This window comes from Limnobacter sp. (assembly GCF_046297615.1).
GTDB lineage: Bacteria > Pseudomonadota > Gammaproteobacteria > Burkholderiales > Burkholderiaceae_B > Limnobacter.
Window position 1 is genome coordinate 121,874 of sequence record NZ_JBKBHM010000004.1, and the last position, 18,617, is coordinate 140,490.

Consider the following 18,617-nt stretch of genomic DNA (forward strand, 5'->3'; position numbering starts at 1 on the left):
CTTTCCCAATCACCTGAACAGGGGTCACAATCAGTTGACCCAGATTGCGGCCGGCCAAAGAGTCCTTGAAGCGGATTTCAAAGGTCAGTGAGTCGCCATCGCCTTGAGCTTTACTGGTGACCGTGACATTGCCCTTTCCAACTTCGGGCAACTTTTCAAGCAACAACTGCAACTCAGCGGCTGTGATGTTGGCAGAGACGGCTTGCGAAAGCTCGCCTGCTTCACCCAGCTGAATTCTGAATTCCCCACTGCTGGCGTTCAGTTGCAATGTTTGTACTTCCGAACGGACTTCTGCTGTCTGTACGGTCCGGAACCCAACGGTACTGGCAACGGTGTTAACCGGGGCCTGAGCGAATACAAGATCAGCGATTTCCTGACCTCGCAGAGCACCCTCGAAGCTCACCCGCCACACACCGGTCTTTGGTGAAGTGACCTTCAGATCAACACCAGCGATGCCATCGGACAACTTCACATTGTTGGAGTCAACGGCGTTCAGCAAGGCTTCACGAACCTTGCCTGCACTGATGTCAGCACTGATTACAGCGGTGGTGTAGGTCTTGCCACCATGACTGAGCGAAAGCCTGAAAGTGGTGCTGGACGGATTGGCCCCAACACCCACAGTAATGGCTTGAATCTCGCCCGTGGCGTTCTTGCCAGACAGGAACTCAGTAATTTTCATACCGGCTTCACGGCCTGCAGGCGCAAAGTTACTGAACTTCAGCGCACCCGGATAGAAGCGCATGTCAGGTACGTTGGTCTGCGTGTAGCGGCCCTGGGAGAAATCGAGCAGGAAGCGCGGTGCGGTACCTGTGTTACGCAGCGATGAATCGAAGGGGTCACGACTTGGGAAGGACACCACCACATTGCCTGCACCGATCAAGCCATCCATGGCTTTCTGGATCAGCTGCACCTGCACTGTGGGGTCCGCCAGATAGACGATTGGACCAGAACGTTTGCCGAAAATCTCCAGCTCGAAGGTCCCGCCGGAAATGCCTGCAAAAGAGATGACCTTCTGCTCAGAAATTCCGGCTTCGTGGTTCAGCACCTCGGCAATGTCGAAGTTCGCCGTGGTCGTTTTGTTGAATGAGAGTTCAACGACATTCGACCCCTGAAGCATCAGGCTGCCCTTCAGGCCATTGAGGAACAACAGGCTTGGGAAGGTAACCTTGAAGCCGTCCACGCGGTTGCCTGACACCGTCAAGGTATTGGGGTCAACCGAATACATGGCACCCACGGCCGTGCGCAATTTGTTCAAAATGCTGGCTGCGGACTCCGTTTCACCAATGGTGAAGGTCTGCGTCAAGGCCGGGTTATTCTGGGTCAGCTTGACTACGCCAGAACCATTACCAATTTGCAAAGTAACAACCTTGCCCTTAACGCTGATCACGTCATTCAAGGTTTCTTGAGCAATGTATGGACGGCCGGCTAGCGCGCCACCAAACTCGATGCGGTAACCTTCAGCACGTGTGCTGAAGCTCACTTTGATCGACGCCGCATCGACTCCGGCCAAGGTTGCAAAACCTGCCTGCAACTTGTTGGCCACATCCAAATCACTGTCGCTGTCACTCAATGTGACAGTTTGTGTTTTTGAACCCATCTTCAGGGTGACAGTACCTGCACCAATACCCAACTCGACAAGCAAGATGGCCGGAATTGCTTCACCGCCCTCCTGAACCGTGGTGACAGTGGCCACAGCGCCTTTCGCGGCCTCGCTTTGTTCACTGGTCTGACGGTCAACATCGGTCACCGTGGTCTCAGTCTGCCCCGTAATCACGCCCGTTTGAACGGTGAGTGCTCCCTGTGCAACCTCGGCCACTTTGGCATTCACATACTCTGCAAGCTCGTTGATGTGTGTGAATGCAGCTGTGTCAGCCTTCAGTAGCTTGATGGTGTAAGGCGTTGCCTGTGCATCGCCTTTGCGCTTGATCATCAAGGTGAACGCAACATCGTCACTCAAGCGGGGGCTTACCACATCGTCACCGACGATGGAGTTGGAAATTACGCCTTGCAAGGCATTGTTCAGCGCCTGGGTGTAACCATTGGCGAAATCAAAGATGTCGCCAAGATCGGTGTTTGTGAAAGGCACCTGAATGTCAAACGCTTCAGAATTCCGGAACTCCGCAAGGAAGTTACCAATGTTGGCCAGCATTTGAATAATCTGGGCAGGGCTCAGATTGGTCAGGCTGGTCAGGTTGCTGAAGTTCTCCTTGCGCACCACTGGTGTGGTGTTGCTCAGGTCTTCAAACGCTACTGGCAAATCTTCTGTACCGTATTCGATTACCAGCTTGGGGTTGTTTCCACCAGTCAACTTGGTGAGGTCACCACCAAACAATTGGGCCTTGATAGGCAGATCCGCCGTGGCGTACAAGTCTGCCGCCACGTTAAACATATCGCTGAAGCTGAGTGTTGCATCCTGAATGTTCTTCAGGCTTGCACGCATTCCACTGGCAAAGCCAGTGCCCTCCTCTCCATCCAGATCAAAGCCCAGGCTGGCTTTCGCTGCGAAATCCAAGGTACCGCGATCGATGTTGGCATCAAGAATGCCCAAAGAAATACCAGCATTCACGTTCTTGGCATTTGCGGACACACTTGCCTGTGCATCGCGCAGTTGGAAGAACGGCGAATTGGCTGTGGCCAAATCGCTCAGGTTCTTGAAGCCCAGACCAAACGAGAAATCGAACAGCACATTGCCCTGGAACTCCAGGTCTGCACCGCCTTTGAACTTCAACTCGGGGTTGTCGATACCGACGGACAAATCGAGCGCCGTATTGAACAACTGTTCCAAATTCAGTTTGAGGTCAAGACGAATCTCTTTGGTTTCACCCTGGGTTTGAACGCGGGTCAACACACCTGCCGTCGGAGAGGTCATCAGTTCGTTGATGTCCTTCTGTGCCAGGGCGTTGGCGAAGGTGGCCACAAACAGGTTAGGGCCAACTGTTTTCACCATCACATTGCCCATCAGGGTTGTGACGGCTGAGGAAGATCCAGTCAAGGTGATGGCGCTGAGGGCCTCCAGCGCTGCCTGAATATTGGCAGCGGTTGCAGCATCGTTTGCACCACGAACAATGTTTGCGGTGGTTTGACCACCGAAGCTCAATTTGAAGGTATCGACATCCCCAGCCACGCCAATGGCGACTGCTTCGGATGTGTTGAAGTCAAAGCCACCACCAATCGTGAATGGCCCAACCTCTGTTTCACCGCTTTGTGCCGGGAATAGGGATTGCAAATCGGCGTAATCACCTTTGGCACCGATGTAGTCGCGCAGTTCGGCAATCAGGCCAGACAGGGTGTGAATTCCCTCTTTCGCGTAATAGGCTTCCAACACGTCCTGTTTGGAACCATCAGCCAGAACGCGCTGGAAAGACAATACATCACCCAAGCTGCGGCCATCTTTGGACTGCATCAATTGACCCAGGGACTTGTTCACCAAAGGCAACGCTGTGCTCAGCAGTGACGAATCATCCAGACCGTTGGTAATGTCGCCAACCGAGTCAAACAAACTGGTCAGATTGCGCTTGGCATCAACCCCGTCAATGCTGATGTCAAAGAAATAGCTCAGTTCAAGCTTGTTGTTGACGATCTCAGACGTGATGTTGAGGATTGGGTTACCCAGTTGCCCCAGATTCAAGCCGCCGACGCTGCCGTCGAAGGTCAAACGGGCATCAAAGGTGCCCGCAGGGGTCACGGTGAAGATCGAACCCAGTGTTTTGCCCTGACCGGACAATCCCTGAATGTCTTTCAGGGTAATGCGCCCTTTGTTGTCGGTGTTGTCTGGGTCGGTTGCTTTGACGCTGGCTGCGATTTTTCCGGAGACTTCGGAATCAATCAATTGCGCAGTGATACCACTGCTGCCACCCAAGGCGGCAGTCACATTCAGACCCGTCACCTCAAGTGAGGCCCCAGTGTCCAAGCGGTTCAAACGGAAGAACAAGTCTGCGCCAGTTGGCAGCGGCAATGTGCCCACGACCGGCACATTGCCTGACCGTGTGCCGATTGCAACACCGACTTCAATGTCGGACAACAATACAAATCGACCCAAGGCGTGACCGCTGGCGGCCACAGAGGCCACATCACCCAGACCGAGCGTTGCAGAATCGAGGTTGAAATCCGAATCGAATCCGGTGTCCAGGTTGGTGATGAGTTGGAATCCGAGGATGACCTCGGGCGAGCCCAGGTCGAACTTGGGAATGAAAGCGAAGGCTGGGCCTGTGACCTTGCCGAACACATCGTCCAGCACCACAGGGTCAATCTCAAAACTGGCCAACTCGCCCTTGGTCTGGATGTCCAGTGCGGGCAAGCCCGACAGGTCCAGCGTCGCACCACTGCCCAGCGAGCCGCCACGGAACAGGTTCAGCAGGAAGCTCAGGTCAATGCCTGTCAGCGTTGCGCCGCTGAAGTTGAACTTGGGCAACGAGACATTGGGGAACTTGAACTTCGCAAAACTCAGGTCGATGCCCGAGAAGTCAAAGCTAAAGCCGTTGTTCGGGTCATTGGCTGGCAGCATCGGATCGAGGAACACGGGCATGATGGTGCCCGTGAAGTCGATGCGCGGCAGCTTAAAGCCCTTGAACAGGTTCTTGAAGTTAAAGTCGGGCAGGTTGATGTTCAACAGACCGCTCAGGTCCACGCCCTTGAAGCTGACACCGCTGAAGTCGATCTCGGGCAGCTTGATGTTGGGGAACGAGGCCTTCAGGGCCTTGAACTTCAGGTGCAGGCTGATCAGGAATTTGTCCAGGTTGAACGAGAACTCGAAGTTCGAGCCGCTCAGGTCCGGTGCGCTGGTTGGACCAAAACCGTCCCATGGGCCAAAGTGTGGCGTAAAGGTCGGTGCACCGAACAAGGTGCCAAAGTCAAAGCCTTCGAAGCGGATGTTGCGAAGGAAGTTGGGCAGCTTGATGTCCGGCGTGTTGAACTTCAGGTTCTTCCAGAACGAGCCATTCAGGCTGGCATCAAAGTCAAAGTTGATGTCGCCAAAGTTCACATTGATCAGCACCGCAAAGTCCAGCTTCGCGTTGCCAAAGTCCAGTTTGAAGCCTGGAATGTTGAAGTTCAGACCCCGGAAGCTCCAGCCCCGGAAATCAAATCCGTCAAAGCTGTAACCGCCTGTCTTGCCACCGTCTGCAGGCAAACGGTACACAGTGTCGCCATCATAGCCGGGGGGGAACTTGTCCGCGTCCAAACCGCCCGACAGCGTTACTGCGAACTTGGTGCCAAAGGCAAAGATGTTCTTGAAGTTGATGTTGGGCAGCGTGATGCCGCTGAAGTCCCAGCCGCGCAGGTCCAGCCCGCTCAGGTTGATGCCACTGAGGTTGATGTTGATGCCAAACTTCAGTTTCTTCAGGACGCTGAAGTCGATGCCCGAGAGGTCCCAACCGGACCAGTCAAAGTTGAAGTTGATCGCACCCAGGTCGATCGTTGGAATGGTGATGCCTTTGGGCACGGCCAGGTTGATGATGTTCTCGGCCAGGTTGCCAAATGTCGCCTTCAGGCTGTAGTTGGTCAACATATGGTCGAACGTGGTCAACGCGTTGGCGCGGGCTGCCGAGAAGTTGGCATCCAGCGCAAAAGCGCCCATCAGGTTGGCGCCCTTCAGGTTGGCGCCCACCAGCAGTGCTCCGCGCAGGTTGGCTCCGCTCAGGTTGGCATTGCTCAGGTTCGCGCCAGTCAGGTCAATCCCGCTCAGGTCCAGGCCCGACAGGTCTGCACCACTGAGGTTGGCCCGTGTGAACTTGATGCCTTCACGGAAGACATCTCCCGTGTTGATGTCGTTAAAGTGCGTGCCGCGCAGGAACACTTCGCCTGTGCTGTTGGCGCCCACACCTTTGAATTTGACGCCCACCATCGAGGCGCCTGTGAAGTCGGCTCCGCGCAGTATGCTGTGCTCATCAAAAATGGCGCCATCCAGGTTGGCTCCGCTAAAGTCCACGCCCGTCAGGTCTACGCCGCTGAAGTTGGCCCCTGCCAGGTTGGCATCGACGAACTTGAAGTTGCGGATGTCATTGCCCATCTTGGCAAAGTCGTAGCCGCGCAGGTCCCGTCCGCTGAAGTCGGTTTCCGAGGCATTCAGGGGCAGTGGGAACCGTTTGGCCAGCTCGACCTGTACAAAGTCGGCAAAGGCCTTCAGGGTTGGTGAGGTCTCCAGGCTGGCAAAGGTGTAGCGATCAAAGAATTCCTTGGCGATGGACTTCAGCGCGAACACTTTGATGTCCACATCGTCGCTGTCGTCGCTGTCAAAGCCCACCAGTTCGTTCACTGATTTGTTCAGGCCAGGAATCTTCTGGTTCAAAAAGCCGGTGCCCAAAATGTCGTCATTGACGGTCTCGTCAATGGAGCCCAGCAGGCCCTTCTCGACCACGTTGCCCATGGCATCGAAGGTGCCAATCAGGCTGTCGCGCAGGTTCTTGGTCAGGCGGATGTCCAGGCTGGCATCGGGTTTGTTGACCGTGAATTTGCCGGTGGCTGCATCACGCACGAACAACACGGGCGCATCCAGTGCAACCACGGGTTGACCAAAGTCATTGAGGTTGATGCCCGCACCTTGGGCGTTGATGGTAAAGCGTGAGGCAAACGAGCCCGAGGTGTCCAGGCTCACCAGGGAGCTGACGCCCGCTTGGGGAATCTCATCCAGGTAAATGCGGTCCAGGCCATCGGCGTTGTCTGGGTCGTCCACGCCCACGCGCAGCCCCGCTTCCAGTGTCGCTGTGCCATCAACCACTTGGGCATCGAGCAGACCAAACACCGACACGTTGGCGTTCAGGTTGTTCAACACCAGTTTGGTGCCCGCCTCCAGGCGGTTCACGTCAAAGTACGCACGCGCGCTGTTGGGAATGGAGAATCCACCACCGACCTGACGCGTGCCCAGCACCAGACCAAGGTCCACATCGGCCGCCGCAAACAGGTACCCGCCTACGCTGCCAGACACCCCAATGTTGGGCAGCAGCGAACGAACCGACGCCGGCAAGTCCGCACTGCCCAAATTAAAGTCAAAACCCAACTCCTTGAACAAATTCACCTTGAAGTTCAGGGCCAGCTTGATCTCACCATCGGTGATCTCCAGACCGCCATCGAACTCGAAGGTTGGGCCATTGACGCCCAACTCGGTGGGGTCAGTGATCTCGACCTGTTTCATCACCGGCAACAGGATCTGGCCCAAACCGCTGGCGGACACCAGGGTTTCTTCATTGACAATCGCACCAGCCACACTGGTGGTGCTGCCATTGGCGCGGGTTACACCGCGCAGATCGGTGGCACGGAAATCAACACGCTCAAACTTGGCGTTGGTCAGGATGGCATTGCTCAGGTCTGCACCGTTGAGCTTGACGCCGTCAAACAGCAGGCCTTGCAGGTTCACACCGCTGAAATTGGCGCGCGTGAAAATCCCTTTAACTTCATCAGGCAAGCTGATTGCTGGATCGCTGGCGCTGCCACCGGCAACGGTGGCGATGCCACGGAAATCGGCACCGGTGAAATCGGTGGTGTCAGTGAGCATTGCGTCGGCCAGCTTGGCATCCTTCAGGATGGTGCCGGACAGGTTGGCGCCACTGAGGTTCACACCGGTGAAATTCAGGCCAGTCAGGTCCAAACCGCTCAAGTTGCGGTTGGCCAGTGACGCACCTGTGTCAATGATGATGGCGCTGCCATTTGCACCGGACGGCGCAGTTTGGCCTTTGTCCAAAACCAGACCGGTGATTTGGGTGGCCAATGTGACTGTGGCGCCAGTGAAAGTGGCATTGACAGCAAATGCATTGGTCAGGTTGGCACCGGTCAGGTTCACACCAGTGAAGGTGGTGCCGCGCAGGTTCGCGCCATTGAGCAGTGCGTTGTTCAGCTTCACACCGCTGGCCAGTGTCAGGCCAGACAGGTCAAAGCCGGTCATGTCGTAACCGGTCAGGTCTGTGCTACTGTCCGCCACATTGAGCATGGCCAGCAGGCCGTTGCCCACGCCAGTGGCAAAACCATTGTACAAAGCCCCGTTGAGCTTGGTCGAGCTCTCCACACTGGTGAAGGTGGCGTCGATCAGGGATGCTTTGCGCAGGTCCACACTGCCCATGGAGGCGTTGCTGAAATCAGCACCACGCAGATCCAGACCAGACAGGTTGGCACCAGTCAGGATGGCACCGGTGAAGTCCACTCCACGCAGGCGGGCAGCACCAGCCTTGCCTGCCGAACGGTCGACGGACTTGTAGCCTTGATAAGGCCCACTTTGGGCGTTGGCGTCACCGCGCGTTGCAAAAGTGGCGCCCACCAGGATGGCATTCTTGAAGATGGCACCAGTCAGGTCTGCACCGGCGAAGTTGGCACCAGTCAGGTCTGCACCGGTGAAGTCAAAGCCGCGCAGGTTCAGTCCGGAGAAGTCCACGAAGGACAGGTTCTGGCCGCGCAGGTTGGTGTTGACCGGATCAAAGTCAATGGTGACCTTCTTGGTCAGCGCCTCGTTCAAGGCATCGACCAGGCCCAGCAGCGTGGCTGGTGGCAGGCCATTGGTGCTGGTCAGGTTCAGGTCGGTGTTGTTGAAGTAAGCACGGGCGGCATCGCTCAGGTTGAACAGGCGCTTGAGCAGATTGTCCTGGCTCTGGCCAGAGGCAAACAAATCACCCAGCTTCTTGTTGACCAGCGGAATTGTGGTGTCCAGGAAATCAGTGGCACCATCGCCTGCAGACTTCAAGGCATCCAGGACATCCAACAGCAGGTCACGCTGGTCGGCATTCAACTGAATGTCCAGTGCGTAGTCCAGCTTCAGGGTCTTGCCCTCAATCGTGGAGGTGATCTCCAACACGGGGTTGCCCAGAATGTCGGTGAGGTTACCCAGCTCGCCCACGCCCACATCGAATACGAAACGGCCATCTAACGTTCCGGCGGGTGTGATCGTGAAAATCGAGCTCAGGGGTTGACCTTGGGCACGCAGGCCTTGCAGGTCCTTGAGGGTAACGCGGTTCTTGCCATCCACATTGTTCGGGTCGCTGACCGCCACACGGGCAGCCACTTTGCCGGAGAACTCGCTGTCCTTCAGGCCCACGTTGGCCACACCCAGCAAGCCCACATTGGCTTGCAGGTTGGTCACATCCAGCGAAGCGCCTGTGTCAAAACGGTTGACCTTGAAGTACAGGTCACCGCTGGTGGGCAGGGGAACGGAGCCGACCACGGGCAGATCGCCCTGACGGGTGCCCACAATGATGCCTGCTTCAATGTCGGAGAGCAGGACAAAGCGGCCCAGCGCATGACCACTGGCTGACACTTCAGCCAGTCCGGTGGGGATGCCCAGGTCATCGGTGGTGAAACTGAAATCCGAATCGAATCCGGTGTCCAGGTTGGTGATGAGTTGGAATCCGAGGATGACCTCGGGCGAGCCCAGGTCGAACTTGGGAATGAAAGCGAAGGCTGGGCCTGTGACCTTGCCGAACACATCGTCCAGCACCACAGGGTCAATCTCAAAACTGGCCAACTCGCCCTTGGTCTGGATGTCCAGTGCGGGCAAGCCCGACAGGTCCAGCGTCGCACCACTGCCCAGCGAGCCGCCACGGAACAGGTTCAGCAGGAAGCTCAGGTCAATGCCTGTCAGCGTTGCGCCGCTGAAGTTGAACTTGGGCAACGAGACATTGGGGAACTTGAACTTCGCAAAACTCAGGTCGATGCCCGAGAAGTCAAAGCTAAAGCCGTTGTTCGGGTCATTGGCTGGCAGCATCGGATCGAGGAACACGGGCATGATGGTGCCCGTGAAGTCGATGCGCGGCAGCTTAAAGCCCTTGAACAGGTTCTTGAAGTTAAAGTCGGGCAGGTTGATGTTCAACAGACCGCTCAGGTCCACGCCCTTGAAGCTGACACCGCTGAAGTCGATCTCGGGCAGCTTGATGTTGGGGAACGAGGCCTTCAGGGCCTTGAACTTCAGGTGCAGGCTGATCAGGAATTTGTCCAGGTTGAACGAGAACTCGAAGTTCGAGCCGCTCAGGTCCGGTGCGCTGGTTGGACCAAAACCGTCCCATGGGCCAAAGTGTGGCGTAAAGGTCGGTGCACCGAACAAGGTGCCAAAGTCAAAGCCTTCGAAGCGGATGTTGCGAAGGAAGTTGGGCAGCTTGATGTCCGGCGTGTTGAACTTCAGGTTCTTCCAGAACGAGCCATTCAGGCTGGCATCAAAGTCAAAGTTGATGTCGCCAAAGTTCACATTGATCAGCACCGCAAAGTCCAGCTTCGCGTTGCCAAAGTCCAGTTTGAAGCCTGGAATGTTGAAGTTCAGACCCCGGAAGCTCCAGCCCCGGAAATCAAATCCGTCAAAGCTGTAACCGCCTGTCTTGCCACCGTCTGCAGGCAAACGGTACACAGTGTCGCCATCATAGCCGGGGGGGAACTTGTCCGCGTCCAAACCGCCCGACAGCGTTACTGCGAACTTGGTGCCAAAGGCAAAGATGTTCTTGAAGTTGATGTTGGGCAGCGTGATGCCGCTGAAGTCCCAGCCGCGCAGGTCCAGCCCGCTCAGGTTGATGCCACTGAGGTTGATGTTGATGCCAAACTTCAGTTTCTTCAGGACGCTGAAGTCGATGCCCGAGAGGTCCCAACCGGACCAGTCAAAGTTGAAGTTGATCGCACCCAGGTCGATCGTTGGAATGGTGATGCCTTTGGGCACGGCCAGGTTGATGATGTTCTCGGCCAGGTTGCCAAATGTCGCCTTCAGGCTGTAGTTGGTCAACATATGGTCGAACGTGGTCAACGCGTTGGCGCGGGCTGCCGAGAAGTTGGCATCCAGCGCAAAAGCGCCCATCAGGTTGGCGCCCTTCAGGTTGGCGCCCACCAGCAGTGCTCCGCGCAGGTTGGCTCCGCTCAGGTTGGCATTGCTCAGGTTCGCGCCAGTCAGGTCAATCCCGCTCAGGTCCAGGCCCGACAGGTCTGCACCACTGAGGTTGGCCCGTGTGAACTTGATGCCTTCACGGAAGACATCTCCCGTGTTGATGTCGTTAAAGTGCGTGCCGCGCAGGAACACTTCGCCTGTGCTGTTGGCGCCCACACCTTTGAATTTGACGCCCACCATCGAGGCGCCTGTGAAGTCGGCTCCGCGCAGTATGCTGTGCTCATCAAAAATGGCGCCATCCAGGTTGGCTCCGCTAAAGTCCACGCCCGTCAGGTCTACGCCGCTGAAGTTGGCCCCTGCCAGGTTGGCATCGACGAACTTGAAGTTGCGGATGTCATTGCCCATCTTGGCAAAGTCGTAGCCGCGCAGGTCCCGTCCGCTGAAGTCGGTTTCCGAGGCATTCAGGGGCAGTGGGAACCGTTTGGCCAGCTCGACCTGTACAAAGTCGGCAAAGGCCTTCAGGGTTGGTGAGGTCTCCAGGCTGGCAAAGGTGTAGCGATCAAAGAATTCCTTGGCGATGGACTTCAGCGCGAACACTTTGATGTCCACATCGTCGCTGTCGTCGCTGTCAAAGCCCACCAGTTCGTTCACTGATTTGTTCAGGCCAGGAATCTTCTGGTTCAAAAAGCCGGTGCCCAAAATGTCGTCATTGACGGTCTCGTCAATGGAGCCCAGCAGGCCCTTCTCGACCACGTTGCCCATGGCATCGAAGGTGCCAATCAGGCTGTCGCGCAGGTTCTTGGTCAGGCGGATGTCCAGGCTGGCATCGGGTTTGTTGACCGTGAATTTGCCGGTGGCTGCATCACGCACGAACAACACGGGCGCATCCAGTGCAACCACGGGTTGACCAAAGTCATTGAGGTTGATGCCCGCACCTTGGGCGTTGATGGTAAAGCGTGAGGCAAACGAGCCCGAGGTGTCCAGGCTCACCAGGGAGCTGACGCCCGCTTGGGGAATCTCATCCAGGTAAATGCGGTCCAGGCCATCGGCGTTGTCTGGGTCGTCCACGCCCACGCGCAGCCCCGCTTCCAGTGTCGCTGTGCCATCAACCACTTGGGCATCGAGCAGACCAAACACCGACACGTTGGCGTTCAGGTTGTTCAACACCAGTTTGGTGCCCGCCTCCAGGCGGTTCACGTCAAAGTACGCACGCGCGCTGTTGGGAATGGAGAATCCACCACCGACCTGACGCGTGCCCAGCACCAGACCAAGGTCCACATCGGCCGCCGCAAACAGGTACCCGCCTACGCTGCCAGACACCCCAATGTTGGGCAGCAGCGAACGAACCGACGCCGGCAAGTCCGCACTGCCCAAATTAAAGTCAAAACCCAACTCCTTGAACAAATTCACCTTGAAGTTCAGGGCCAGTGTCATTTCACTGCCGCTGACATCCAGGCCACCGGAAAACTCAAACGTGGGCCCATCGATGTTCAGGTCCATCGCATCGTCAAGCACCCGAGGCAACATCTGCTGCTTCAGAATTTGCCCCAGACCACTGGCAGCAAAGCGGGTTTCGTCATCGAAGAAGGAACCGGCAACACTCGTTGTCGTTCCATTGGCACGAGTCACACCACGGAGGTCTGCCGAGCGCAGATCGACTCGCTCCAGCTTGGTGTTCGACAACACGGCGCCATTGAAGTTGGCGCCATCCAGACGCACACCATCGAACACCAGACCTTGCAGATTCAAACCACTGAAGTTGGCGCGGGTGAAGATGCCTTTCATGTCGACCGGCAAGCTCAAGGCAGGCGCGGTCAGGCCAGAAACAGTCAGTTCGCTGATGCCCTTGAAACTGGCACCGGTGAAATCGGTGGTGTCTGACAGTGTCGCACCTGCGAGCTTGACCCCACTGAGCACCGTGCCAGACAAGTTAGTTCCACTCAGGTCCACCCCGGTGAAGTCCAAACCAGTCAGGTCAAAGCCGCTCAGGTCCCGGCCAGCCAAGGACACTCCCGTCCCCAGCTTGACGGCTGCACCGGTTGCGCCAGCAGGAGCGGTATCCGAGCTGTCGATGACCAAACCGGCAATGTCTGTTGAGGAAGTAACTGTCGAACCAGCAAACTTCGCATGCACTGCAAAAGCACTCTTCAGCACAGCCCCGGTGAGGTTGGCAGACGCCAGGTCGGCACCACGCAGATTGGCCTGAGTCAATACCGCATTGGACAGGTTCACGCCCACCAAAGACAAACCACTGAAGTCAAACCCAGTGAGGTCATACGCCGCCAAAGAGACACCGCTCACGCCCAGATTCACGGCAGTCAAGGCTTGCGCGGAAGTCAGCCCGGTGGGCAGACCAATCACAATCGAGCCGTTGAACTTGGTGGAAGCATCGGTGCGTGCATCATCAAACTCAGCACCAATCAAGGACGAATTGCGCAAATCTGAGGATTGCAGGAACGCACCGGCGAAATTGGCATTACGCAGGTTCAAACCGGACAGGTTCACACCGGACAGCACAGCACCACTGAAATCAACATGCCCCAAGTCTGCACCACCGGCCACGCCCACGGCGCGGCGAACTGCTTTGTAGCCGTTGCTGTCAGCGGCCTGACGGTCTGCAAAACTTGCACCAATCAGAATGGCATTCTTGAAGCTTGCGCCGGTCAGGTCGGCACCCGCGAAATTGGCGCCAGTCAGGTCTGCACCGGTGAAGTCAAAGCCACGCAGGTTCAGGCCGGAGAAGTCCACAAAGGCCAGATTCTTGCCGCTGAGGTCAGACACAGCCGGGTTGAACTGGATGGATACCTTCTGACGCAGAGCAGTGTTCAAGGCCTCCAACAGGGTGGACAACCGGGCCTTGGGTTGGCCATCAATGGTCGCCTGGTTCAAGGTTGGGCTGGCGACGCCCAACTGCGTGGTGTCGAAGTAAGCCTTGGCAGCATCCACCAGGTTAAACACGCGGGAGAGCACTGTTTCCTGGCTTTGACCCGATGCAAACATCGCATTCAGGCTCTTGCCAATCAGCGGCAACTCTGTGGTAAGGAATTCGCTGTTGAGGGCACCCTCGCCGGTTTCCTTCAACTTGGTCAATACATCAATCAAACCATCACGTTGCGTGGCATTCAGTTCAACATCAATGGCCACATCGGGGGCTACAAAACGGACCTTGCCGTCTTGATCAAGTTCGAAGAGCGAATCACTCTGAACCTTAACCACTGGTGTGCCCAAATACTCACCGATATTCTGACCGCCCACCTGCAAGGTGGTGGCGAAGGCCAGGTCGGCATCCAGCGTCACTGATGGGGTGACCGCAATCAACCCGCTGTAAGGGGCATCCGGGCTGGTCACTTTGAGTGCTTTAAGCTCGGAGAGGGACAAACGGCCATCGCCGTTCGGGTCTTTGCTGCGGTTCAATTCCAGACGCGCACCGGCACGCACTTGCGCGCGGGAATCCATCAAGGCCACGCCTGCAAAGCCTGCAACGCTGAGTTCACCGAACAAGTCAGTCAATTCAAGCTGCGCAGCCAAATCAAAACGGTTGATCTGGATGAACGGATCAAGGGTGCTGAGGTCAGGCAACGGCACTGACACGCCCACCAGCGTGGTGGGCTTGGTCATCAGGTCCAGGCCAAACGTGATATCGAATGCGAAAGCGGCCAAACCAGAGGCCACTGCACTGAGGTCAATTTGCGGCACAACAGAGTTGTTCTCCAACCCCAAGGCACTCGAACTGAGCTTGAACTCTTTAGAAATTCCAAACTGCTGGTTGGCTTGCAGGTTCAATTTCAGTTGAATTGACTGGCCATTGAACATCACACCGCCAGCGAAGGCGAAGGGAGGGCCTTTGGGGCCGTTGTCCAGCAAATCATCGGCAATTGATCGGTCGAAAGCTTGAACATCAAAGCCGGAAGCCAACTTGGACAGAGCGCTGATGATGGCGCCCTTGATTTTCGTGGGCAACTGGCCCAGCAACTTGCTCAGGTCTGCACCCGAGAAGTTCACGTCGAACAGTGAGGTGCCGGTGAAGTTGGCGTTGAAGAAGTCGCCGAAGGAGAAGTTCACACCATCCAGCGTCAAGCCGGACAAGTTGGCACCACGGAAAATCGAGCCGACAAAATCACCGAAGCGGAAGTTCAGGTTGCCAACATTACTGAGGTCAACACCCGAGAAATCAACGCCTTTGAAGAGTCGACGTACGCCATCGCCCAAATCAAAGAACAAGCCTTTGAGGTTCAGCGCATTGATGAATTTGGCGGCTGTGAAATCCAGCGAGCCGACGTCGAAACGGACACCTGCGAAATCCAGACCAGAGAAATCTGCGCCACGGAACAGGCCTTTGAGGGTTTTGGTGAATCCATCCAGATTAATGGACGGCAAATTGCTCAGGTCAAAGCCCCGGAAGTCCGCGAACGAGAAGTTGGTGAACGCGGTCAGCGTCGACCAGTTCAGTTGTGCACCGCGCAGGATACTGCCTACAAACTTGGCACCGGTCAGGTCAAAACCAGACAGGTTCAAACCACTCAGGTCCAGGCCCGAGAAGTTGAAATTGATGAAGGCGTTAGACGCACTGCTTTGGTCTTTGACGCCTGCTGGTTTGCTGCCGCTGTCCCAAGTCACATTCCAGGCGAATGCGTCGGTAAACAGGGAACCAATGAAACTTGCACCCTTGAAGATCGCATTGCGCAGGTTGGTCAGGCTGAAATCCAGGCCGTCCAGCTTCATGCCGGTGAAGTTGATGCCGGAAAGGTCAAAGCCTTTCAGGCTGTACTTGATACCACCATTGGTCAACCCTGCGGACAGGTCAAGCCCAGCCTTAAGACGGACTGCACCTGTGCTGTTGCCAAAAATCGAAGGCAGGTCAAAGTTAATCAGAGAGAAGCGCAGGTCGGGCAGGTTGACGCCAAAACGTACGCCCGAGAAATCCACGTCCAACAGCGAAGCACCAACGAACTTGACGCCGTCAATCAAGGCACCGGTGAAGTCGGCAAAACGCAGGTCAAGGCCACTGAAGTTCACACCGCGCAGGTCAGCCGCGAAGAAATTCACATGGCGCAGAATGGCGCCTGTGAAATCCGTGTTCAGGTCAAATCGGGCGCCAGAGAAGTCGATACCGGTCAGGTCCAAGCCTTTGAAGCTGGCACCACGCAGGTCGGCACCCGAAAAGTTCAGCCCACGCAGGGACGACAAATCCAGGTTCAGGTCGCGCAGGTACTTCGCAAAGTCGAAACCACGCAGGTTTTTGCCAGACCAATCAATTTTATCGAGCGAGAACTTGACCGAGGTCAGCTTCGCAATGGCTGCATTCAGTGCATCCAACAGGCCACGAATGGACGGGAAGTCAGGCAGATTGGGCAGCGAGGGGTTGCCAAACGAGAAGCCAGCGAAGTAAGTGGTGGCGGCGTCTTTCAGATTGAATACGCCACCCACGCCGTCCACGGCATTCTTCTGATTGGAGATCAGCTCGTTCAGGCTTTGACCCAAGCCAGGAATCTCCTGGTTCAGCGCATCAAAGGGCAGTTGCGAACCCAAATCCTGCAAATTGTCCAACAGGCCCAGCACTTGCTCTTTCAGACGCTCACTGATTTTTACATCCAGCGACACGGCTGGCGAAGTCAGTTTCAAGCTGCCATCGGTGTCCTTGAAGAACAACTCATCGGCATTGAGCAACAAAGTGGGGGTGCCAAAGTCTGCACTCAGGTTGAAGCCGCCCAATTGGGCGTTCAAAGGCAATACGACACTCAGACTGCCGGACGCTTCAGTCTGCAACTGCGAAGCCAGTCCAGTCAGGTCGTTCAAACTGCCAATCAGCAAGCGGCCCTGCTCGTCGGTCTGGCCGTCATAGTTCAACACAGCACGGGCGTTCAGCTCCAAGGTGCCATTGTTCACATTCACTGTGGTTGCAGAGCCAAACACGGCACTGCTCAAGCCCACGCCAGCGGTCAAGCCGGTGGCTTGAACATTCACCAACACATCCAGAGGATTCAGAGCCACCGAGGCTTTGGGGGTCAAACCCGCACCAAAACCAGTCAGTTGCACATTAAAGCCACCGCGAACCTGCAATGCAGTGTTCAGCAGGGTGGCTACATTCAGCGCAAAGCCTGCGCTGGCCAACGCATTAACCAGTTCATCGGACAATGCGGGCATCAAGCCATTGATCGTGGCGGACTGGACAAAGCCCACGTCCACGCTCAGGCCGGTCAGGTCGCCCTTCAAGGCCACCTTGACATCAAACATGGGGGTTTCAGCGTCACCATTGAGCAGGTTGCTCACGCGCTGTTCAATGCCGGCAAGGTCGCCAACACTGGCATCAAGGAGATCCACACCGGACTGCAACTCGATGGTCAACAATTGGGCCACTTTGTTGGTGGCTGTGTTCAGTTGCTTGTCAAAAAAGGCATCGCCCACCAAGTCAGACAGTGACTTGTTGATCAGTGGGAGCTTTCTGGAGAGAACTTCGGATTTGGCGAATTCGCCGAGGGCTTGAGAGGACTTCTGGATGGCGCCGGAGAGTTCGGCTTTTGCTGCTGCGCCCAGGGTTTGGGCAATGGAGATACTGCCAGACAAGGATTCTGCATTGATGATCGCATTCGGGCCGTTGGCGGTTTCATAGGCCGTGACCAAACCGCTCATGTTCTTGCCCACAGTCACGGGGGCCAAGCCAGTGAACTTCACAGTGTCCACATCCGCGCCGCCGTCCACTTTGCTCACCAGGTCCAGCGCGGAAATAAGGAACGTGTCCGCACCCAAGCCACCCAGCAAATCAACGCGGCCATTGGCTGCCACGTTGAACACCAGTGCATCGCCGCCGGACTTTTTGGTTACACTGATTTTGCCGTTGACCACGCTGAAATTCAGGCCATCAGCCACGCCGGAGAAGTCCAGAATGTCGCCATCAGCCACATTGGTTTCCGAGCCATCAAACGCGGAATTGCTGTCGAAGGTGTAAGCACTCAAACGGCTTGCAAATTGAGGGCCAAAGCCGAACAGAGAGTCACCCGCCAAGGAACCGGTCATGTATTCCAGGCGCCAGTCCCCACCCTGTGCAGCACCCGCGGTGGCGTTGTCAGAGGCCGCGAAATCCAGGCCTGTCACTTCAGCCAGTTGGCTGACAAAACGCTTGCCAAATTCACCCGCAGCCACATCACAGCCGTACAGCATGACATCGCCGCCTTCGGCCATGGATGTTTTCCACTGCATCAACTGGCCTTCATAAGACTCCAGTGATTCAGCAGTCAACTGCCCGCTGCCCAGGTACAGCTTGCCTTCAGCGCCGTGGGAAATCACGTGCACAGTCTGAACATTGTTGTAATGGGACAGCCAGCTGCTGATCTGTTCCACACCATCACGGCTGGAATCGAGCAACACCACTTCAACCTTGTTGCGCTCGCCGGGCTTGAGGTTGTCTTTCTGCAGCAGCGCTTGGCCGACCAATGACTCGAAGTTGTCAACGCGGCTGTCTACAAAAATGATTTCGTCCGGCGTTTTGACCGCCTGTTCCGCAGTGGATTGCGCATTCAGATCGTCCCAGGTTTTCCATTCAGCCTGGGTTTTCAACTGCTTGGCCACAGAATCATCCGTGAACGAGAACGGTTGGTGCAGCACCAACTCCGCACCTGGGTCGATGCTGGGTGGCGGCACAAAACCTTCAGACGACAACAGGAAACGCGGCTCCATCTGCTCAACCACCACACCGGGGCGACGGGGTGGACGGCTTGCATCAGAGCGTTTCAGTGAAGGCACACGCAAATAATGCCGCAAGCGTTGGGCCGCATTCATGGTGCGGGCTTGGGCGGGTTTGTGTGACTTGGCCATGGTATTTACTCCTGTTGCAGTCGCC

General features: G+C 56.3%; 1 protein-coding gene (cut by a window edge). It reads right to left on the reverse strand.

Translation table 11 applies throughout. The features are described 5' to 3' along the window. Positions 1-18,592, reverse strand: partial view of a pentapeptide repeat-containing protein gene (locus ACK4FF_RS09800; protein ID WP_409708177.1) — the 5' portion only. Its footprint begins 15,596 nt before the window's first position; 18,592 of the gene's 34,188 nt are visible here — the first part of the coding sequence; it begins with the start codon at positions 18,590-18,592; its stop codon lies off the left edge, out of view. Positions 18,593-18,617 lie beyond the last annotated feature (25 nt).